Annotated in this window: 19 protein-coding genes; 12 read left to right on the top strand and 7 right to left on the bottom strand. The window is 46.7% G+C overall.

Annotated elements, in window-relative coordinates; genetic code table 11:
- Positions 1 to 10: 10 nt before the first annotated feature.
- Positions 11 to 736: an alpha/beta hydrolase gene (locus tag ACTRXF_RS11385; RefSeq protein WP_474279163.1), complete on the bottom strand. Its 726-nt coding sequence runs from the start codon at positions 734 to 736 to the stop codon at positions 11 to 13.
- A gap of 127 nt (positions 737 to 863) precedes the next feature.
- Between ACTRXF_RS11385 and ACTRXF_RS11380 the strand changes: the two genes are divergently transcribed.
- The gene (locus ACTRXF_RS11380; protein ID WP_022795240.1) at positions 864 to 1418 is read left to right on the top strand and encodes a phosphatidylglycerophosphatase A family protein; all 555 of its coding nucleotides are present in this window, start codon (positions 864 to 866) and stop codon (positions 1416 to 1418) included.
- Positions 1419 to 1561: 143 nt separating this feature from the next.
- Positions 1562 to 1747, top strand: coding sequence for a hypothetical protein (locus tag ACTRXF_RS11375; RefSeq protein ID WP_022795241.1), 186 nt, complete (start codon positions 1562 to 1564; stop codon positions 1745 to 1747).
- A gap of 97 nt (positions 1748 to 1844) precedes the next feature.
- On the opposite strand, the gene ACTRXF_RS11370 is transcribed toward ACTRXF_RS11375, so the two are convergent.
- Entirely contained in the window at positions 1845 to 2666 is an 822-nt protein-coding gene (locus tag ACTRXF_RS11370; RefSeq protein WP_474279161.1) for an SDR family oxidoreductase, read from the bottom strand.
- A gap of 181 nt (positions 2667 to 2847) precedes the next feature.
- On the opposite strand from ACTRXF_RS11370, the gene hemG reads away from it, so the two are divergent.
- A complete protein-coding gene (hemG, locus tag ACTRXF_RS11365) occupies positions 2848 to 4233 on the top strand; it encodes a protoporphyrinogen oxidase (protein WP_474279159.1) in 1386 nt (461 codons plus the stop codon).
- Positions 4234 to 4269: 36 nt separating this feature from the next.
- Here hemG and ACTRXF_RS11360 read toward each other — a convergent pair whose 3' ends face one another.
- A complete protein-coding gene (locus tag ACTRXF_RS11360) occupies positions 4270 to 4737 on the bottom strand; it encodes an NUDIX hydrolase (RefSeq protein WP_474279157.1) in 468 nt (155 codons plus the stop codon).
- A gap of 238 nt (positions 4738 to 4975) precedes the next feature.
- On the opposite strand from ACTRXF_RS11360, the gene ACTRXF_RS11355 reads away from it, so the two are divergent.
- From ACTRXF_RS11355 to ACTRXF_RS11345, 3 genes are all read left to right on the top strand, one after another.
- Entirely contained in the window at positions 4976 to 5398 is a 423-nt protein-coding gene (locus ACTRXF_RS11355) for a universal stress protein (protein WP_474279155.1), read from the top strand.
- Positions 5399 to 5562: 164 nt separating this feature from the next.
- On the top strand, positions 5563 to 7038 hold the full coding sequence (locus ACTRXF_RS11350) for a Na+/H+ antiporter NhaC family protein (RefSeq protein ID WP_474279153.1): 1476 nt from the start codon (positions 5563 to 5565) through the stop codon (positions 7036 to 7038).
- 281 nt (positions 7039 to 7319) lie between these two features.
- Entirely contained in the window at positions 7320 to 7982 is a 663-nt protein-coding gene (locus ACTRXF_RS11345) for a type 1 glutamine amidotransferase domain-containing protein (protein ID WP_474279151.1), read from the top strand.
- 75 nt (positions 7983 to 8057) lie between these two features.
- Here ACTRXF_RS11345 and ACTRXF_RS11340 read toward each other — a convergent pair whose 3' ends face one another.
- A complete protein-coding gene (locus tag ACTRXF_RS11340) occupies positions 8058 to 9437 on the bottom strand; it encodes a Glu/Leu/Phe/Val family dehydrogenase (protein WP_474279149.1) in 1380 nt (459 codons plus the stop codon).
- A 206-nt stretch (positions 9438 to 9643) separates the two neighbouring features.
- On the opposite strand from ACTRXF_RS11340, the gene ACTRXF_RS11335 reads away from it, so the two are divergent.
- Together ACTRXF_RS11335 and ACTRXF_RS11330 are read left to right on the top strand one after the other, a co-directional pair.
- Positions 9644 to 10756: an NADH:flavin oxidoreductase gene (locus tag ACTRXF_RS11335; protein WP_474279146.1), complete on the top strand. Its 1113-nt coding sequence runs from the start codon at positions 9644 to 9646 to the stop codon at positions 10754 to 10756.
- Positions 10757 to 10885: 129 nt separating this feature from the next.
- Entirely contained in the window at positions 10886 to 12118 is a 1233-nt protein-coding gene (locus ACTRXF_RS11330; protein WP_474262067.1) for a YeeE/YedE family protein, read from the top strand.
- A 52-nt stretch (positions 12119 to 12170) separates the two neighbouring features.
- On the opposite strand, the gene fumC is transcribed toward ACTRXF_RS11330, so the two are convergent.
- Entirely contained in the window at positions 12171 to 13559 is a 1389-nt protein-coding gene (fumC, locus tag ACTRXF_RS11325; RefSeq protein WP_474262068.1) for a class II fumarate hydratase, read from the bottom strand.
- Positions 13560 to 13768: 209 nt separating this feature from the next.
- Here fumC and ACTRXF_RS11320 point away from each other — a divergent pair, with 209 nt between their 5' ends.
- On the top strand, positions 13769 to 14620 hold the full coding sequence (locus ACTRXF_RS11320; protein WP_474262069.1) for a 50S ribosomal protein L11 methyltransferase: 852 nt from the start codon (positions 13769 to 13771) through the stop codon (positions 14618 to 14620).
- Positions 14617 to 15585, top strand: a complete 969-nt coding sequence (locus ACTRXF_RS11315) for a 2-hydroxyacid dehydrogenase (RefSeq protein ID WP_474262070.1) — start codon at positions 14617 to 14619, stop codon at positions 15583 to 15585. Before ACTRXF_RS11320 ends, ACTRXF_RS11315 begins: the two co-directional genes overlap by 4 nt.
- A 48-nt stretch (positions 15586 to 15633) precedes the next feature.
- Here the strand turns inward: ACTRXF_RS11315 and ACTRXF_RS11310 are convergent, their stop codons facing one another.
- Positions 15634 to 16998, bottom strand: a complete 1365-nt coding sequence (locus ACTRXF_RS11310; protein WP_474262077.1) for an alanine/glycine:cation symporter family protein — start codon at positions 16996 to 16998, stop codon at positions 15634 to 15636.
- 250 nt (positions 16999 to 17248) lie between these two features.
- Here ACTRXF_RS11310 and ACTRXF_RS11305 point away from each other — a divergent pair, with 250 nt between their 5' ends.
- Complete coding sequence (locus tag ACTRXF_RS11305; protein WP_322527282.1) at positions 17249 to 17551, top strand: hypothetical protein; 303 nt, start codon at positions 17249 to 17251, stop codon at positions 17549 to 17551.
- A gap of 138 nt (positions 17552 to 17689) precedes the next feature.
- Here ACTRXF_RS11305 and ACTRXF_RS11300 read toward each other — a convergent pair whose 3' ends face one another.
- Complete coding sequence (locus ACTRXF_RS11300) at positions 17690 to 18076, bottom strand: sulfurtransferase (protein ID WP_474262071.1); 387 nt, start codon at positions 18074 to 18076, stop codon at positions 17690 to 17692.
- A gap of 217 nt (positions 18077 to 18293) precedes the next feature.
- On the opposite strand from ACTRXF_RS11300, the gene ACTRXF_RS11295 reads away from it, so the two are divergent.
- The gene (locus ACTRXF_RS11295) at positions 18294 to 18629 is read left to right on the top strand and encodes a metal-sulfur cluster assembly factor (protein ID WP_022794038.1); all 336 of its coding nucleotides are present in this window, start codon (positions 18294 to 18296) and stop codon (positions 18627 to 18629) included.
- The last annotated feature ends 111 nt before the right edge of the window (positions 18630 to 18740 follow it).

Below are 18740 nucleotides of genomic sequence, written 5' to 3'. Positions count from 1 at the left end.
CAGTCCTTTCTCAATCCAGTTCGATATCAAACATGTAAGCAAGCGAATGAAGCACGTCCTGCTCCCATACCTTCCATAAATGACCGCCTTCGAGCTCTTTGTAATAATAATGGGATGCTTTAACAGAAAGATATTCATACAAATCACGGTTCGGTTTCAGAAAATCTTCGACCGTACCAGCTGTCGTGTCTACTTCCTGTTCTTCAGTTCCAATGGTATGGTACAACGTAAAGGAAGGCCAGTCCTCTGAGTTTTTCAGAGCATTGAATACCGTTTCGTTAACAAGCGGTGAATGCATCACAACCCGCTGAAAAATGTTAGGATAGCGAAGAGAAGCCATTAAAGAAACTGTACCTCCGAGGGAATCGCCAAGCAGCGTCCTCGCTTCAGGTGAAGGCTCAGTGTGATACTCTTTTTCCATAAACGGAAGGAGTTCTGAGGCCATAAATTGAAGATAATCATTATGGCCCTCTTCATCGGGATGGTACCAGTTTCTGCGCTGACGTACAGAAGGATAAGGAACTCCTACGATTACCGTGTCGGGGGCTCCTTCATCCATGGCCTGCTCGGCGTAGCGGACTAAATGGCCGAGCCGGAAGTAATCCTTACCGTCCTGGGCGATGATTAAATGATATGTAGACATAGGAGTGAATCCATCCGGGGTGTAGATACGTAAATCAAATGAGTGATCCAATATTTCGCTGTGAAATGTGACATCCTGCTGGGTACCGTCCATGACGTTTCACAATCCTTTCATAGGGAAATAGTATTAGTGAAGTCCCTTATTGTTGCAATAGCTATTGTAACATAATTTTAAGGGCTTTTATGTATTCCGGATTGCACTCGACAAAGGAGGCAGCAATATGACTAAAGAAAAAGTATCAAGTGAAAAAGTAGAAAAAGCAGCAAGGGATATGCTCGAGGAGCGCGGAGTTTCCCTTCAGGACATTGCAGATATCGTATATAATATGCAGGCAAAATACGCACCAAATCTGACGATGGATGACTGCCTGGAAAGCGTGGATGCTGTATTGTATAAAAGGGAAATTCAGCATGCTATCTTAGTGGGCGTGGAAATCGACAAGCTGGCTGAAAATAACCAGTTGTCTGAGCCTCTGCAGTCACTGGTTGATACGGATGAAGGCTTGTTTGGTATTGACGAGACGGTGGCGCTTGGTTCGGTATTTGGGTTCGGAAGTATAGCCGTTACGACATTTGGATATTTGGATAAAGCCAAAGATGGTATTATTAACGAATTGGACACAAGTGAAGACAAAGTGCACACGTTTTTAGATGACCTGGTCGCAAGCATCGCATCGAGCGCTTCCGCACGTCTTGCTCACCGTATGCGTGATAAGGAAGAAGAGCGTACGAGCAGGCAGATTAAACACCGCGAAGATGAAGAGTTGATTGGCTGAAAGAAATCATAAGTAACCCCGCAGTTTTTTGCTGCGGGGTTTTTGTGTGGATAACTCATTGTACTTAACAAATAAAACAATTGGGAGTACAATATGTAGAGAAAAAGCAAACTTAAATATATGATAAAGGAGTAGAAATTCTAGTGCAGGAAACCAAACCGCGTTGGATATACTGGAAAAAAACCTTTCATTCAAAATTTCAGGCCGGCTGCCTCAAAGCAAAGCTTGAAGAAAACTGGCACAACGGATACGAACTAGGACCGCTCGTAGAAATAAGAAAGCTGCGCTCCAATAAATATGTGGTGCGATATACGTACGATGAAGCTTAAAGCTAAAACATACAGCTTTATAAAAAATAGATTAAATAAAAAAAGGTAAGAGCCGTTTTATGTCCCGGGACGTAAAACGGCTCTTAGTTATGAGGAGTTATTCGGTGCTTTCTTTCCACCCTTGTTCAAACAGCATTTTTCCCGGCCAGGTGTAAGCCATTAACCCGCCATCAGCCAAAATAGTTTCACCGGTAACAAAAGAGCTGTCATCGGAGGCAAGAAAAAGAGCTACCGTAGCCATTTCCCGGGGATCACCAAGTCGTCCCATCGGCGTCACCCATTTTTGTGCCTCACGGAATTGCCGCCCGCTTTCTTCCTCCTGGCTTCCGGCAAGATCATCAATCAACGGAGTTTCAATAGTCCCGGGGGCGAGGGCGTTTACCCTGATTTTATTCCGGCCGTAATCAATTGCCATTGCCTTTGTCATGTTTGTGATACCGCCTTTGGCAGCGTTATAGCCTGAACGGTCCAGGTCGGCAGCAAGTCCGGACATGGAAGAGACATTAATAATAGATCCGCCGTCTTCAAGCATTAATGGGATTAAATATTTGCTTACTAAAAAGGTTCCACGGAGGTCAACACTCATAATCTGGTCGAATAATTCGACCGGGTACTCATGAAGTTTGCCGCCCTCCTGATCCATACCGGCATTATTGAACAAAATATCGATAGTACCATAGCTTCTTTTCATATGTTTGGCAAACTCCTGAACACTTGATTCGCTTGAAACGTCAAGCTTAACAGAAGCAGCTCTGCCGTTATTATTGCTGATGGAGGAGACAGTCTCAAGCAAATCATTTTCATTCACATCAGCGCAAATAACTTCTGCTCCTTCTTCTGCAAACACCGCAGCTGTAGCCTTTCCAATTCCGTTTGCCGCTCCAGTTATAACAGCTGTTTTTCCGTTTAATTTTCCCATAGTCATTTCTCCTTTCAAAAATAGCAGGTCTCGGCTTGATACCATTACCTGTTCCTGTCTCTTTGTAAACATTTGTAAACGAATGCATGAAATTATTATATATATTTGCATCAAATAAAGAACGGCGGCATAATTTTAGATATAGCAAAAAATTGTTAGAATGCAGAAAAGAGGAAGACGAATGAAACGTATTACCGTAGTAGGCGGGGGAATTACAGGGCTTACCATTCTGTATTACCTGCAGAAATGGAAATTGGAAAGCGGCAGCAATATTGAATTGACGCTTGTGGAAAAAGAAGAAAAAGCAGGCGGTAAAATACGAACCGTCCATCATGAAGATTTTATTATGGAAACCGGGGCTGATTCTGTTGTAGCAAGGCACAGCGCAGTGCTTCCGTTAGTCAAAGAAGTGGGACTCGAAAAAGAAATGGTGTATAACAGCACCGGGGTGTCTTACCTGTATGTAAAAGATCAGCTTTATCCGCTCCCGAAGGATGCAGTCTTTGGTATTCCATCGGGACCAGGGTCGCTTTTAAAAAGTCCGCTTATTTCCTGGAAAGGAAAGGTTCAGGCACTTGGAGATTACGTAAAAAAGAATAAGAACTTCACGAAAGAAAGCTCAGTGGGGGAGTTCCTCGAATCCTTCCTGGGTCGTGAACTGGTGAAAAATCAAATTGCACCGGTTTTGTCCGGCGTGTACTCGGGGGATATTTACTCACTTACCATGGCATCGACCCTTCCGTACCTCGTGGATTATAAAAACGATTTTGGAAGTATTATGCGGGGGATTGCAAAAAACAAAAAAACGTTCGGAGCGGGGGGAGGGAAAAAATTCATTTCCTTCCGGAATGGTTTGTCTTCGCTGCCGGAGGCGCTGCTTTCGAAATTAACCGAAACAGAGGTGTTGTTTGGACGGCAGGTGGAGCACATTAAAAAGAAAGATGAAGCGTATCAGGTGAAGCTCGACAACGGAGGAAGCCTAGAGACAGATGCCGTAGTTATAGCTGCACCGCATCGGACTGCAGCACGTATACTGCAGGATGAAGAGATGACAAAAATATTTAACGAGTTCCAGAGTTCGTCTCTTTTAAGTGTGTATGCTGGTTTTTCCCTGCTGCCGGACAGTCTGCCGCGGGACGGGACGGGATTTATCGTTTCTGAGAACAGCGATCTTGAATGTAATGCATGCACATGGAGCAACCGGAAATGGATTCATACCTCGAAAGGCGAAAATGTGCTGGTGCGTTTATTTTACAAAAGCTCCAAGCCTGCGTATCAACGAATGCAGGAAGGAGGAGAAGAGCAGATAAAGCAGACAGCGCTAAATGACCTTAAGGAAAGCCTTCATATTGAACAGGAGCCGGTAAGGCTGGAAGTAACAGACTGGGAACAGCTGATGCCAAATTATCACATCGGGCACCAGTCAGCTGTCGGAGAGCTTGAGAGGCTGCTGAAAGAAAAGTTTCCAGGCGTTTACGTGGCTGGTGCTTCGTATTACGGAGTTGGTATCGGCGCCTGCATTCAAAACGGGATAAATACTGCAGAAGCCCTGTACAACAGTATTTAAAAGCACGTCTCTTCCAGCCGGAAAAGGCGTGCTTCTTTACATATCAATTGAATGCCTGCTGCGCAGATACTCCTTCATAACCGTTTGCTGGCCGTCTACGATTGTTTCAGGGAGAGCTGCAGGATCCAAAAAAGCCACCGAGGCTGACTCGTTGGGATCGGGTTGAATAGTACCTTCCAAATGATCAGCGGTGTAGGCAATAATCACACAGTAAAAAGGGTCACCGTTCGGTGCAATCACAAACGTACCCTCACCGGAGTAAACATTAAACAGTCGGAGGCCGTGGGCGTGAAGACCTGTTTCTTCCAGGGTCTCACGGACTGCTGTTTCTTCGGCAGCCTCCCCGAGCTCCATTAAGCCTCCGGGAAAGCTCCAGCTGCCCGGGGGATTGGTTCTTTCCTGCAGTAAAATACCGCCTTCATCGTTTTCTGCAATAACAACAGCTCCCACGAGAATCACTGTTTCTTTTCCAACGAGCCGCCTTAGGTTTTCTACATACCCCACATGAAACTCCCTCTCTGTAGTGTTTTCTCTACCATATCATGAAAATATGGGCAGGAGAAAAGCAGTATCAATATTCATACGTAAAAATATGGTATGTTAAAGTGAAAGAATAAATAAAGCATGGATGTGAATAAATTTAGCCAGTATTACAGGACAAATGCCGTATAAACTGGCTGAAAATCGGGAACAGTAATTTAAAAGCATGAAATTGAGAGCAAAGTAACAGGGGGATGCTTGTATGTTTAAACGACTGTTAATTGCAGTAGACGGTTCCGATCACTCTGCCCGTGCGGTGGAAAAAGCAATTGAAAGCATTGCGCCGGAGCTTTCCGAAGTCTATGTGGAGGTCGTCTACGCGACTACCTCTTCGCAGCCGAAATCGAGCAGGCTGAGTGAGCATGAATTATACATTCAGCAGCAGAATGAAGAAGTAATTCTGCAGCCGGCGGTCGAACGACTCATCGCAGAAGGAATAAGAGCAGAAAAAGTAGTGCTCCACGGGGATCCGGCAGCGGCTATTAGTGAATATGCCAACGAATACGAATTTGATTGTGTTGTTGTGGGAAGCAGAGGACTGAATCCGTTGCAGAAAATGGTTATTGGCAGCGTCAGCAGAAAAATTGTGGAGCAGATCCGGCACCCTGTGCTTGTCGTAAAATAAACGTGCCTTAATAAAATACTGTTAAAAAGCTGCCATTTTTGCGGGCAGCTTTATTATTATTTGCAAAATTCTTTTCAAGGCGTACGTTTGTCCATTACAAACAGGCACAGGAATGGTAGAATGGTTTTCGTGCTGAATAAATATTATACATAGGAGTTTTCCACATGGCAGAACAAGAAGAAAAGTTAGAGAGAGCCGTAGGGGCAAAATCTATCGAAAATTTGGATTTCAGGCTTGGGGCTTTTGGAGCTGCAGTGCCGTTATTGTTTTTCGTAGTCTGGGCGATTACTACCAGTGTTCTTCAGCTTTCCTCTGAGATTGGGCTGGTACTGGGGGCAGTCATCGGACTGACCCTTGGCATGCTGTTTTGTAAAAGCCGGTGGGCGGACTACGCACAGGGCCTGTTTGACGGTCTGGCGCAGCCGATTGGCGTCATCGCCATGGTGGCCTGGTTTTATGCGGGGATGTTTGCACAGGTGCTCCAGGTAGGCGGTTTGGTAGAAGGGCTTGTCTGGACAGGGATAGCAACAGGTGTAACAGGCGGCCTGTTCACCGCAGTAACATTTCTGCTTGCTGCAGTCTTTTCTACAGCAGTCGGCACCGGCTACGGTACGACCGTGGCGTTTTGTACACTGATGTTTCCAGCCGGCGTAGCTACAGGGGCAGATCCGGTACTGCTGTTTGCTGCGATACTTGCCGGTGCAGTATTTGGCGACAATCTTGCGCCGGTTTCTGATACGACAATCGTTTCCGCAACGACGCAGAATGCAGATGTGCCGGGTGTAGTAAGAAGCCGGTTCAAGTACGCGATCGCTGCAGCCATTCCAAGTGCAGTATTGTTTGCAGTCTTCGGCGGAGGAGACGGCGGTGCAGTCTCCGGCGTTTCTTCTGCAAACGTAGTGGAAGACGTTTCGCCGGGTGGTCTGATCATGCTTCTTCCGTTTCTGCTCGTGCTTATATTGGCATTATCCGGCCAGCATTTAATTACTTCATTAACATGGGGAATTGTATCTGCCATTCCATTAATCGTCATTTCCGGTCTGGGTGCATTTTCGGATATTATTCGTTTTAACCCTGAAGCAGATGCGGTAGTCGAAGGGGCGTTAATCGATGGTATCACCGGGTATGTGAATATGGCTATTTTGATATTATTAATTGTGGCTGCAGCTTATTTGATGAGACTCGGCGGAACTATGCAGGCGATTACCAACGGCCTGGTTCGCTGGATTAAAAATTCTGTACGCCGGGCAGAGCTGTCGATGTGGGGAATTGTAGCTCTGTTGAACAGTTCCATTACCATTAACACGGCTGCAGAAATTGCAGCGGCTCCGTTTGTCCGGGATATCGGGGAAAAGTACGGGATTCACCGTTACCGCCGGGCGAACCTGCTTGATGCGGTAACATCGGCACTCGGCTACATTTTCCCGTGGGGAGCTCCGGTGCTTCTTGGCTGGTCTACGATCCAGACGATGCAGGAGCAGTACAACTGGCTGCCGGTGGTCGAGCCTACTGCAGTATTTCCTTTCGTCTTTCAGGGGTGGTTTCTCGTCTTAATCATGCTGCTTGCAGCGATTACCGGGTGGGGGCGCCGCTATGAAGGAAAGAACGGGGAAGAACTCCGCGAACGCCCTTCGGAATAAACCAAAAGCGTGCTGCTTCGGCAGTGCGCTTTTTTTTGTTTGAAGGAAAATTTTCCTTTACTTCTCATCTGGATGGGGATCGCGGTTATCTTTTTAACAGGAACCCAGCTGCTACAGTGGAATGGTTGAGCGTGAGCAGTTTACTTTGCATGGCTGCCGGATATAGTTAGAATAGGTTCTGCAACAGCTTAAAGGATGTTTGAAAAGATGAGAGAGGAAAAGCGTCTTTACATTCCTTTGTGCTAAATCAGAAAGTAATTGTGGAAAGGGTGACCATCGTCATGGCAAAAAACGTTTTAATGGTTGTAACAAGTCATTCCAAAGTGAACAATGAAGCAAAAACAGGCATATGGCTTTCCGAATTTGCGGAAGCATATATTGAATTTCAAAACAAAGGCTACAACGTTACTATCGCAAGTGTAGACGGCGGTAAGCCGCCAATTGATGAAGGAAGCGTGCAGCAGGAAACGCGCCAGGAAATTCTTGATGCAGAAAAATATCTTGAAGAAACAGTGAAGGTGGATACTGTTTCTGCTTCGGATTTTGATGCCATTTTTATTCCTGGAGGGCACGGAGCGATGTTTGACCTGCCGGAAAGCCAAAAAGTCCAGGATCTGATCCGTGAATTTTATGAAGCGGACAAATACGTGGCTTCGGTCTGCCACGGACCGGCGGCGCTGGTTAACGTTACTCTTTCAAACGGAGAACCGCTTGTTTCCGGCAAAAGGGTAAATGCTTTCACAGACGCGGAGGAAGAAGATACAGGACTCACGGCTCACATGCCGTTCCTGCTTGAGAGCCGTCTGCGTGAGCTTGGAGCCGAATTCGTTACGGCACCAAACTGGACCGAACACGTGGAAGCCGATGGCTTCCTGATTACCGGCCAAAATCCGCAATCGACAGAAGCCGTAGCTAAAGAATTCGTGCAAAAACTGGGCAGCTAATGCTGACTGAAAAAAGAGCCCCGGCCTTTCCAACTGCGTTGGAGGCCGGGGCTTTTTGTTTATATAAGACTGGTGTTAATATAATTTTCCGCGAATATGAAGCATCGTACAGAGTGACATGATGGAATGAATATAGCAGTTCTGGCGAAGAGCAAATGGGTCGCCGAAAAATTCCGGCAGAACGCGGTCCATCGTTTCTTTCATTTTGTCGTATAAAATCTTTGTAACCTGTTCTTCAGAATAATACAGCGTTTCCCGTCCCTGCAGCCATTCGGAATAAGATACGATAACACCGCCGGCGTTGGCAAGGATGTCAGGGATGATGACGACACCCTGTTCAGCTAAAATGGCATCGGCTTCGGTGGTAATAGGAGAGTTGGCGCCTTCTATAAGAATAGAGGCTTTAACATCCTGCACATTGTCTTTATGAATGACACCACCGAGAGCGGCGAAAAATAAAGCATCTACTTCGAGATAAAGAACATCGTCACGGTCCCGCACATCAGCGCTAATGCCAAGTTCATGGATTTCCTCATCAGTGGTGGGAAGATCGCCATCATGATCGTTGGAAAAATCGAGCAGAGCAGGTACGTCGAGTCCGTCTTCATTGTAAAGAGTGACGTTCTGGTCACTTACAGATACGACTTTCGTATCAAGGTAGTCGCAGTTATATGCCTGCATCGCGGTGACCGAGCCTACATTTCCGAAGCCCTGTACAGCGATGGAAAGCGACCGCCCGTAAAATTCAAGCGCAGTTTTGAAAAATTTATTTTCCGAAGTCTGGAATTCGTCGCGCCGGTTTTTCAGAAAGTCATGCAGCAGGTATCGTAAAGTGAAATAAACTCCTTTCCCGGTGGCTTCTCTTCTGCCAAGGGAACCGCTGTTTTTAACACTTTTTCCTGTGAAGCTTCCACGGTAAGGAATGCCCGGGTTAATATTTTTGTATTCAGCCATCATCCAGTCCATCTCCCTGGCGCCTGAGCCGGCGTCGGGAGCGGGGATATCTTTATCCGGCCCAATTACATCGTTGAAGTACTGCACGTATTTTTTGCAAACGAGGTTTAATTCCTTTTTGCTGAACTCCTTTGGATTAATACTGATGCCGCCCTTGCCACCGCCAAATGGTACGTCATGGAGGGCATTTTTAATAGTCATAAGAGAAGCAAGGGAGGATACTTCGTCTTCATCGACGCTTTCGTGAAAACGGATACCGCCTTTGTAAGGCCCCATAGTGTCGTTGTGCTGGACACGGTACGCCTCCAAACGTACTACTTCGCCGTTTTGAAGAGGAACACGAAGAAACGATTTGTGTACATGGTTGGGGGTAGAAAGGATGGAAATAAGAGAGGAAAAGGCCGTTTCACGAGCCTGGCCTTCGTAATCGGGCAGAAAGCTCTCATCCTGCATCAGTGCATCGAGCGATTCCTGAATGATTTTTGTCGCTTTATCTGACATGATATGTCCTCCTTAAGGTATTTGGGCCTATGTAAGTATTCTAGTACAGAATACCACTTTTCAGGAGACTGCAAACGGATTCGTGGAAATTAACACCAAAAAAGTATCGTCCTTGAGCGGATAAGTTGCGTTTGGGAAAATGATGCGTGCATACTGATTTTTGGATACTACTTATAATTTGTGGCAGGAGAAAGGAAGTCGTAATAATGACAGAGGAAATATCTAACCAGCAAGCGGCAGCTCCTTTATTTGAACCCTTTCAAATAAAAGATCTGCATCTTGAAAACAGAACAGTAATGGCGCCGATGACAAGAGGATTTTCGCCGGGAGGCGTACCAAACGAAGACGTGGTAGCCTATTACCGGCGCCGGGCTGAAAATAATGTAGGACTGATTGTGACAGAAGGAACCGGTATTAATCACCCTGCGAGTGTGGAAGACCCGGGTGTACCGGCCTTTTACGGTGAAAAAGCCCTCGAAGGATGGGAAAGGGTGGTAGAGGCAGTGCATGAAGCAGGAGGAAAAATCATTCCCCAGCTCTGGCACGTAGGCATAACACGACCGGTAGGAGCAGAGCCGAACTCTGAGACTATGCCGATTGGACCTTCGGGTTTAGCTTTAAGCGGGGAAGCTGTATCAAAGCCGCTGACAGTGGAAGAAATTGATGAGCTGGTGCAGGCTTATGCAGACGCTGCAGCAGCGGCGAAGCGTATTGGCTTTGATGGCATTGAAATCCACGGCGCCCATGGATATCTGATTGACCAGTTTTTCTGGGAGCAGACCAATAAGCGTACGGATCAGTACGGCGGAAATTTTGTCGAACGGACAAGGTTTGCCGTTGAAGTAATCGAAGCATGCCGCCGGGCTGTAGGTGAAGATTTCCCTATCTTCTTCCGGTTTTCGCAGTGGAAAATGTCTGACTTTGAAGCAAAGCTTGCAGACACGGCAGACGAACTGGCCCAGTTCCTGGAGCCGCTGTCTAAAGCAGGCGTAGACGTCTTTCACTGCTCAACCCGCCGCTTCTGGGAGCCGGAATTTGACGGTTCTTCATTAAATCTTGCCGGCTGGACGAAATATTTAACCGGTAAGCCTTCTGTAACGGTAGGGTCTGTAGGGCTGAATGGTGTTTTCACAAGCTTTGATAAAGCAGAAAACGATGATATTCAGGAATTAGTCAACCGGCTCGAAAACGATGAATTTGACCTGGTCGCAGTTGGGCGTCCGCTGTTAACGGATCCGGCATGGGCCAAAAAGATGCAGGAGGGCCGAACGGATGACCTGGTGCCGTTCACCAAAGACGCATTAAGCGAGCTGTATTAAATTCTATTATAAGTAAATCATGGACTCTCCGGCCACTGCCGGGGAGTTTTTTTCTATAAGATGTGTGAATCATTAAGGTAAGGGAAAAGAAGAATAGGGTTCTAATACAGGTCCAGTCAGGAGAAATTAATGAAAAAAATGAACACTGCGGCAGAAACGTCTGTTTTAAATAATCCACAAAATATTGTTTCGATAGTATGCTTATTGGTCATTCTTGCGCTTTCCCTCGTGTCTTACCAGATATCAGGCTGGCAGTATGTCATTCTGCTCTGGATTGGTTTTTTTCTTGGATTTTCCCTTTTCCACGCCCGCTTCGGTTTTTCGGCAGTCTACCGGCAGATTATCGAAAAAGGCAATACAGAAATGCTGCGGGCTCACATGCTGATGCTTATTCTCGTATCAACTTTTTCAGCTGCTATTTTTATTATCAGTCCGGCTTTGTTTGGGACAGTCCCAATACCGGCGCTTTCCGCTGTGAGTGTTGGATTGATAGCAGGAGCGTTCATTTTTGGCTTTGGCATGGAAATAGGCAGCGGCCTTGCCCCATCTTCATTTTACGAAGCAGAGGGCGGCAGGACTGCTTTAATTTGCACGTTGGCCGGCTTTATGACGGGGGCAGTGGCAGGGGCAGCCCATTTTGGTTTTTGGAACACCTCTCTTCCTTCGTTTGATCCAGTCTCGTTGGCGGTGGATACGGGAATCGGTTACATATGGGCGTGGGCGATTCAAATTGTTTTTCTCGGAATGATTGCTTTTGGCTCGTATGTGCACAAAAAACGAACTAGGCCTCCGGCACTCCCGCCGCTGCCTTCCGCCGCAAGCTGGAGCCGGATTATTTTCGGCTCCTGGCCGCTGTGGGTGGGTGCTGTTATTCTTGCAGTATTAAATGCTCTCATCTTTCTCGTGCAGGGGGAGCCCTGGAAGCTGACAGCTTCTTTTTCCTTATGGGGATCGAAGATAGTGCAGGCTCTTGGAATGAACGTGAGCGAATGGACATACTGGTTTGAACAGGATCAGTTTGTTGCCCTTCATCAATCGGTGCTGATGGATTCCATGAGCATTATTAATTTCGGTGTCATCCTGGGCACTGTAGTAACTCTGGCCATGAACCGACAAATCCGGTTTTCGAGGATCCCTCTTCGGGTTGCTTTAATCGCCCTGATTGGGGGAGGGCTGATGGGATACGGGGCAAGTATCTCGTTCGGTGCCAACATTGGGGCATATTTTAGCGGTATCGCCTCATTCAGCCTCCATGCGTGGATATGGCTAGTCATGGCCGTGCTTGGTGTGTACACTGCCTACTATATCAGTCACCGGCTGCCGTTGTATCATTACGAAGAAGGAAAACGCACGGATAAATAATAATAGCCTCCCAGGCTGTGATTGGCCTGGGAGGCTATTGGTTTATCATTGTTTATTCACTTGGGGAAACCATTTTCGCTGGATCGACGATCAATTCAAACTCTTCTTCATTTAACATGCCGCTTTCAAGCACGGCTTCCTTCAGTGTCTGTCCGTTAGCATGGGCGGACTTGGCAATTTTAGCCGCGTTTTCGTACCCAATGTGAGGGTTCAGCGCTGTGACGAGCATCAGAGAATTACGGAGATGCGCATCAATGCGTTCCTGATTTTCTTCAATGCCGACTGCACATTTATCATTAAAGGAAACGAGCGCATCAGCGAGCAGGTAGCTTGACTGCAGGAAATTATAAACAATAACCGGCTTAAACACGTTGAGTTCAAAATTACCCTGGCTGGCAGCAAAACCGATCGTAGCATCGTTGCCCATTACCTGTGCTGAAACCATAGTCAATGCTTCACTCTGGGTTGGGTTTACCTTTCCAGGCATAATAGAGCTTCCCGGTTCATTCGCAGGTATGGAAATTTCGCCAATACCACAGCGGGGACCGCTTGCAAGCCAGCGGACGTCGTTTGCAATTTTCATGGCGTCTGCTGCGAGGGCTTTTAATGCTCCGTGCGCATATGAAATTTCATCGTGGCTGGTAAGGGCGTGAAACTTGTTTGGGGCAGAGCGGAAGGATTTGCCGGTATAGGCACTAATTTCTTCGGCTACATATTCACCGAATTTTGGGTGGGCATTAATGCCTGTACCGACAGCTGTTCCGCCGATTGCAAGGTCTTTCACGTGATCAATGCTTTCTGTAATCATTTCAGCTGAACGCTCAAGCATCCGGTGCCAGCCACTGACCTCCTGGCCGAGCGTAAGCGGAGTGGCATCCTGAAGATGCGTGCGGCCAATTTTAATTACATTTTCAAATGCATTCATTTTGTTCTCCAGGGTCGCACGAAGCGCTTCCACGGCAGGAAGAAGCTGATCTTCCACCTTTTGCACGGCAGCTACGTGCATCGCCGTAGGAAAGGTATCGTTTGAGCTCTGGGAACGGTTGACATCGTCGTTTGGATGCACGCTCAGAGAAGACCCTTTGTCTTCAAGCAGCTGGGAAGCGCGGCGGGCCACTACTTCGTTCATATTCATATTGGACTGGGTACCGCTTCCGGTCTGCCAGACTACGAGCGGAAAATGGTCGTCGAGTTTCCCGGAAAGAACCTCGTCGCACGCTTCGACGATAGCGTCGGCCTTTTCCGCTTCAAGCTTGTCCAGGCGTTTGTTTGCAAGAGCCGCAGAACGTTTTAAAATGGCGAACGCATATACGACGTCGATCGGCATAGTTTCCTGGCCGATTTTAAAGTTTTCCAGGCTGCGCTGGGTCTGCGCGCCCCAATGCTTGTCTTTCGGTACGTGCATGTCTCCAAGTGTATCTTTTTCTACGCGATAGTCCATCGATAGGTCGACCTCCTACTAGTATCAATAAGGTAATAGAGTAAGCACTCTTCCTCTAGATTAAAGAACATTTTTAAAAAAAGAAAGGCTTTTCAAAGGAGAAATACCAATTTCATCGTCTCGGGAGACAAACAGAAACGAGACAGGAAAAATAGATGTTGTATAAACAGTAGTTTTGCTATAATTTTTACGAAAAGGAGGCAGCTGGTATGTGGTACTCACTGGAAGTCCCGTCGGGGAATAACGAAGCATGGAGCCTGAGGCTCTATGAGCATGATATTTATACATTTTATATTGATGAAGCCATAGAGACAAGGAAGGATGAAGACGGATATACATACGAATTCAGCAGTGGGGAAAAAAGCAGATTATATGTTTACACGGAAAATGTTTCTAAAAAAGAGTTAAGCCGGATGCTTGAAGTACACACACATGATTTGCACGATTGGGAGCCACCGGAGTGGAAAGAGTCTTCCTACGAAAACGTCAGACTGGCAGACGGATGGGAACTTGTGTATCCCCCGTTTCAGGAAAAGCAGGGAGAACGGGAATTACGTCTTGATCCGCAGGGAGCGTTTGGGACAGGCATCCATGAAACCACAAGGGACGCTCTCGAATGTATTGTCACCTGTACGGAAGGGTTGAGGGCTGCAGACATTGGCGCGGGAAGCGGGGTGCTGTCGATTGCTCTTGCAAAAAAAGGCATGCAGGTGGATGCCTATGATATGGAGCCGGTAACGCGGGAGATAGAACAGCAGGCAGCGTTAAACAGAGTAGAAAATCGAATTAAGGTATACGAACAGGACGTAGTTGGCCCAGTCTTTCCATACGAAGCATACGATATAGCCATCATCAATATTGGGGCGGATATTGCGGTGCACTGGCTCGAACGGGCTGGTTCCATAGAGGTTCTTCCTCAGCAGGTTGTAGTATCCGGACTGGTGGACTGGTCAGTGGAGCGGGTGAAAAAAGCATTTTGGGTTAAAAATTATACGGATGCCTGGTACAAACAGACGAATGAATGGCACACTATATTATTTCAAAGGAGAGGCTCAGAATGACAAAACCACATGTTTTTATTACGAGGCCAATGCCCAACTGGCTGTTGGAAAAGCTTGAAAAGGAAGCTACGCTGGATGTATGGAATAAAAACGAATCGGTGCCGGAAGAGGAATTAGTCCGGAGAACAGCGGAAGCAGACGGTTTATTCTGTACCGTATCGGAGCCTGTGACAAGAAACGTTATTGAACAGGCACCGCGGTTGAAAGTAATAGCGACGATGGCAGTGGGATATAATAACATTGATCTGGAAGCGGCAGAAGAACAGAAAGTTAAAGTGGCCCACACTCCGGGTGTACTGACAGAAACAACCGCGGATCTCACCTTTGCTTTATTGATGGCCGCAGCTCGGAGGCTGCCGGAAGCCATGGATACTATCCGGAAAAATGAATGGGGGTCCTGGGCGCCGTTTGCATTTACGGGACAGGATATTTACGGTGCCACCCTTGGGATTATCGGCATGGGACGTATTGGAGAAGCTGTGGCTAAGCGGGCTGGTGGTTTTGATATGAACATACTTTATCATAATCGCTCGCGGAAGCGGGAAGCAGAAGAGCGAACTGGTGCTTTATACGCTGAGCTGGATGAACTTTTGGGAGAGGCTGACTTTATGTGCGTGCTCGCTCCAGCCACACCCGAAACAGAAAAGCTGATCAACGCGGAAGCTTTTCGTAAAATGAAAAAAACAGCTGTATTTATTAACACCTCGAGAGGGACAACTGTGGATGAGGAGGCACTGGTGAATGCGCTTCGGGAGGGAGAAATTTTCAGCGCCGGTCTGGATGTCTTTGAGAACGAACCTATTAGTGCAGACCATCCGCTTCTCAGCCTGTCCAACGTTGTGGCACTCCCACATATCGGCAGTGCCAGTGAAAAAACACGCCGGCGTATGGCGGATATGACTGCAGACCATATTTTACAGGGCCTCCATGGACTGCCGTTAACGCATGAAGTGCCTGGAAAATAAAAAGCATCTCGCGAGCCTGAAACGGGCGCGCGAGATGCTTTAGTTGTATTATGACTTGTTCCAGGTTGCTGTGCCATTTTTTTCTTCCTTCATTCGTTTGCGGAAGCGAACCGTTTCCGCGGTGATGACTCCGGAAAGCCCCAGAAGAGCGATTAGGTTTGGAGCTGCCATCAAGCCGTTCATCGTGTCTGCAAGCGACCAGACAATTCCGAACTGGACTACAGCACCAAAGAATACAGCGATAACGAAAATGACGCGGTAGGCAAAAACAGCTTTATACGTTTTGAAAAGGTAATAAATACAGCGTTCTCCGTAGTAGGACCAGCCCAAAATAGTAGAATAGGCGAAGAAAATCAGCCCTACAGAAACAATAATGCTTCCAGCCGGTCCTAAAAAGTGTTCAAATGTGGCGGCAGTCAGCGGTGCCCCGTCTAAGTCACCACTTACAAAGCTTTGGCCCATCACAAGAGAAATACCGGTAATGGAACAGATAATGATTGTATCAATAAAAACCTGGGTCATGGAGACAAGAGCCTGCCGGCCCGGATAGTCGGTACGGGCTGCGGCGGCTGCAATTGGTGCAGACCCAAGGCCTGCTTCGTTGGAGAAAACCCCGCGGGCCACCCCGTACTGAATTACAACCCCTACAGCCCCGCCGGCTGCAGCCTGACCGGTAAATGCATCGGAAACGATTGAACCGACCGCGGCTGGAACGAGATCCAGGTTGCCAAAAATAACAATCAGGCCACCGACGACATAGAAGACAGCCATAATTGGTACAATAAATGAAACTACCCGGCCAATGGATTTGATGCCGCCAAGTATAACAACCCCGGTTAAAATACTGAGCACAACACCAGTGATCCAGGTAGGCACGTTCCAGTTGGAGTCCAGCACATCGGCAACGGAGTTGGATTGAACGGTGTTGCCGATCCCAAATGCAGCAATCGCAGCAAATACGGCAAACAGGACGGCCAACCATTTCCATCCGAGCCCTTTTTCTATGTAATACATCGGCCCTCCGGCCATGCGGCCCCGTTCATCCTGAACCCGGTACTTAACAGCCAGAATAGCTTCTCCGTATTTTGTAGCCATCCCGAAGAGCGCACTGATCCACATCCAGAAGACTGCGCCAGGGCCGCCAATTACTACTGCTGTAGCAACACCGGCGATGTTACCGGTTCCAACCGTGGCTGCCAGAGCGGTCATGAGCGATTGGAAATGGGAAATATCCCCCTCTGATTTTTTGTCCTGCTTGGAAAAGGCAAGCTTTAAGGCATAAGGAAGAGTAGAAAATTGCAAAAATCCTAAACGAACTGTTAAAAAGATACCTGTTCCCAAAATAAGAATTAAAAATGGCGGGCCCCACACAATACCGCTGATGGTGGTTAGTAATTCTTCAACGCTGTTCATAAAACCTGACATATGTAACAACTCCTTTCCATAATGTAACTGTACATAAGATGTTATAAAGACGTGAACAGTTTGTTAGAAAAGTTTACTATAAAAATAATAAATTGGGTACATGTTTTGTAAAAATTATGAAAAATTCCGGAGAAGAAGATCATCAATTTCTATAAAAGATTTAAAATATGATGTTTTAGGGAGAAAAGATTCGGGCATTCGTATAGGTAGACGTAATCGGATGAAGGAGGACTAGACAATGAAAAAATTAAAAGTAGACGAAGTTTTTACAGATGACAAGGAACAGCTCCATTATACGGACGGTGAATTAGAGGTTCGTGATGATAACGGAGAGGATTGGGAAGTGAAGCTCTACGGAGTCGATAATCAGCGTTTCTTCACAGATGCTTTAAAAAATAACGAAAAGAAGCATTTAACATTCGAAACCGATAAAGGAAGCATGTACGGCCTCGTATCGGTGGAAGCACTTGACAATGCAGGTGTGGCTAATGAAGACGTAGTAACGCTTGTTGGAACCGGTCCGTTAAACGGTTTTTCGTAAGACAGAATGATAAATATCAGTAAATAACGGTCCAGGCTCTACAGCCTGGACTGTTTTTTAATTATAAGAAAAAAAGGTTTAAAAGACTGAAGCATAAAGCAGGCAGCCGCTAATCCGGCTGCCTGCTTTATGTAAATATTATGAACCGCTGCATGGGAGTTTCACTGGCGGATAGCCCTGTTCGCCTCTTCGCACTACAGCGTAGCCGGTCACGGTAAAGCCGTTTTTCAACAGCAGCCGGGTGCTGAGATTTCGTGAAACCTTATCAGGAGCTACGAGAAATACTTCTTTTTTCGGTACGGTCTGTAAATGTCTTTTTAAATACGGATACGGAAGGGCGAATGCACCGTTTATCGGGTTACGGTCTGATTCCTGGTATTCACGGACGTCCAGAATGTGGGCCGTGGTCTCCTGACTTTGAGGAAGGGAAGAACAAGGAACGCGTAAAACAGGCATCCAGCGTTTAAATGCCGGTATCATAACGAGAACAATAACAACTATAGTAATAATAAGCCAAAAAAGCATCAACGCACTCCTCATTCCTTTCTTATAGCGATTCATATTCTATATTTTTTTACGAACAGATTCAAGAACTTTGCTTACGCTTTTTACACTTACCCTATTAATGATTGCCTATAACAGCTTCATGCTATTAATTCTTCCTATGAAATTCAAGCATATTGGTTTCAGGGGAACGCAATTTTTGATAAGGTTAATACAGAAAGTAGGAGGTGAAGCTTCCATGCCAGAAACAGAAGAAAAAAGAGAATTGGAAGAACGAGTTTGGGCGGAACTGGAAAATGTAATTGATCCGGAGCTCGGTATTGATATCGTAAACCTGGGACTTGTGTATACAGTAACAGTCGATGACGACAGACAGGCGAATATCGAAATGACTCTGACCGCAATGGGCTGTCCACTTGCAGGCACAATCGTTAACGATATTAATTTCGCCATGAATGATTTGAAGGAATACGGAGAAATCAGTGAAGTGGACGTGGACATCGTTTGGAATCCACCTTGGAGTAAAGACAAAATGTCCCGTTACGCAAAAATCGCCTTAGGTATTCCGGATTGATAAAAGGGAAGCCGGCTGGATAAACCAGCCGGCTTCTCAGATTGTTGAGAAACAAAATAAAAGCGTCATGTTTGTTCGTGGATCGTTCGATCCACGTTCTTTTTTGGCTGG

The organism is Marinococcus sp. LNHM3E3-2.2, assembly GCF_056034385.1.
Note: the sequence above shows the minus strand (reverse complement) of the source record. Positions and strands in the feature narration are given on the sequence as shown.

What these genes read in the sequence shown, in the direction of transcription:
- ACTRXF_RS11385 (WP_474279163.1), bottom strand. Translation starts at nt 736, where the DNA reads ATGGACGGTACCCAGCAGGATGTCACATTTCACAGCGAAATATTGGAT.
- ACTRXF_RS11320 (WP_474262069.1), top strand. Translation starts at nt 13,769, where the DNA reads ATGTGGTACTCACTGGAAGTCCCGTCGGGGAATAACGAAGCATGGAGC.
- ACTRXF_RS11355 (WP_474279155.1), top strand. Translation starts at nt 4,976, where the DNA reads ATGTTTAAACGACTGTTAATTGCAGTAGACGGTTCCGATCACTCTGCC.
- ACTRXF_RS11340 (WP_474279149.1), bottom strand. Translation starts at nt 9,437, where the DNA reads ATGTCAGATAAAGCGACAAAAATCATTCAGGAATCGCTCGATGCACTG.
- ACTRXF_RS11345 (WP_474279151.1), top strand. Translation starts at nt 7,320, where the DNA reads ATGGCAAAAAACGTTTTAATGGTTGTAACAAGTCATTCCAAAGTGAAC.
- ACTRXF_RS11350 (WP_474279153.1), top strand. Translation starts at nt 5,563, where the DNA reads ATGGCAGAACAAGAAGAAAAGTTAGAGAGAGCCGTAGGGGCAAAATCT.
- ACTRXF_RS11300 (WP_474262071.1), bottom strand. Translation starts at nt 18,076, where the DNA reads ATGCTTTTTTGGCTTATTATTACTATAGTTGTTATTGTTCTCGTTATG.
- fumC (WP_474262068.1), bottom strand. Translation starts at nt 13,559, where the DNA reads ATGGACTATCGCGTAGAAAAAGATACACTTGGAGACATGCACGTACCG.
- ACTRXF_RS11315 (WP_474262070.1), top strand. Translation starts at nt 14,617, where the DNA reads ATGACAAAACCACATGTTTTTATTACGAGGCCAATGCCCAACTGGCTG.
- ACTRXF_RS11330 (WP_474262067.1), top strand. Translation starts at nt 10,886, where the DNA reads ATGAAAAAAATGAACACTGCGGCAGAAACGTCTGTTTTAAATAATCCA.
- ACTRXF_RS11370 (WP_474279161.1), bottom strand. Translation starts at nt 2,666, where the DNA reads ATGGGAAAATTAAACGGAAAAACAGCTGTTATAACTGGAGCGGCAAAC.
- ACTRXF_RS11305 (WP_322527282.1), top strand. Translation starts at nt 17,249, where the DNA reads ATGAAAAAATTAAAAGTAGACGAAGTTTTTACAGATGACAAGGAACAG.
- hemG (WP_474279159.1), top strand. Translation starts at nt 2,848, where the DNA reads ATGAAACGTATTACCGTAGTAGGCGGGGGAATTACAGGGCTTACCATT.
- ACTRXF_RS11310 (WP_474262077.1), bottom strand. Translation starts at nt 16,998, where the DNA reads ATGAACAGCGTTGAAGAATTACTAACCACCATCAGCGGTATTGTGTGG.
- ACTRXF_RS11295 (WP_022794038.1), top strand. Translation starts at nt 18,294, where the DNA reads ATGCCAGAAACAGAAGAAAAAAGAGAATTGGAAGAACGAGTTTGGGCG.
- ACTRXF_RS11335 (WP_474279146.1), top strand. Translation starts at nt 9,644, where the DNA reads ATGACAGAGGAAATATCTAACCAGCAAGCGGCAGCTCCTTTATTTGAA.
- ACTRXF_RS11380 (WP_022795240.1), top strand. Translation starts at nt 864, where the DNA reads ATGACTAAAGAAAAAGTATCAAGTGAAAAAGTAGAAAAAGCAGCAAGG.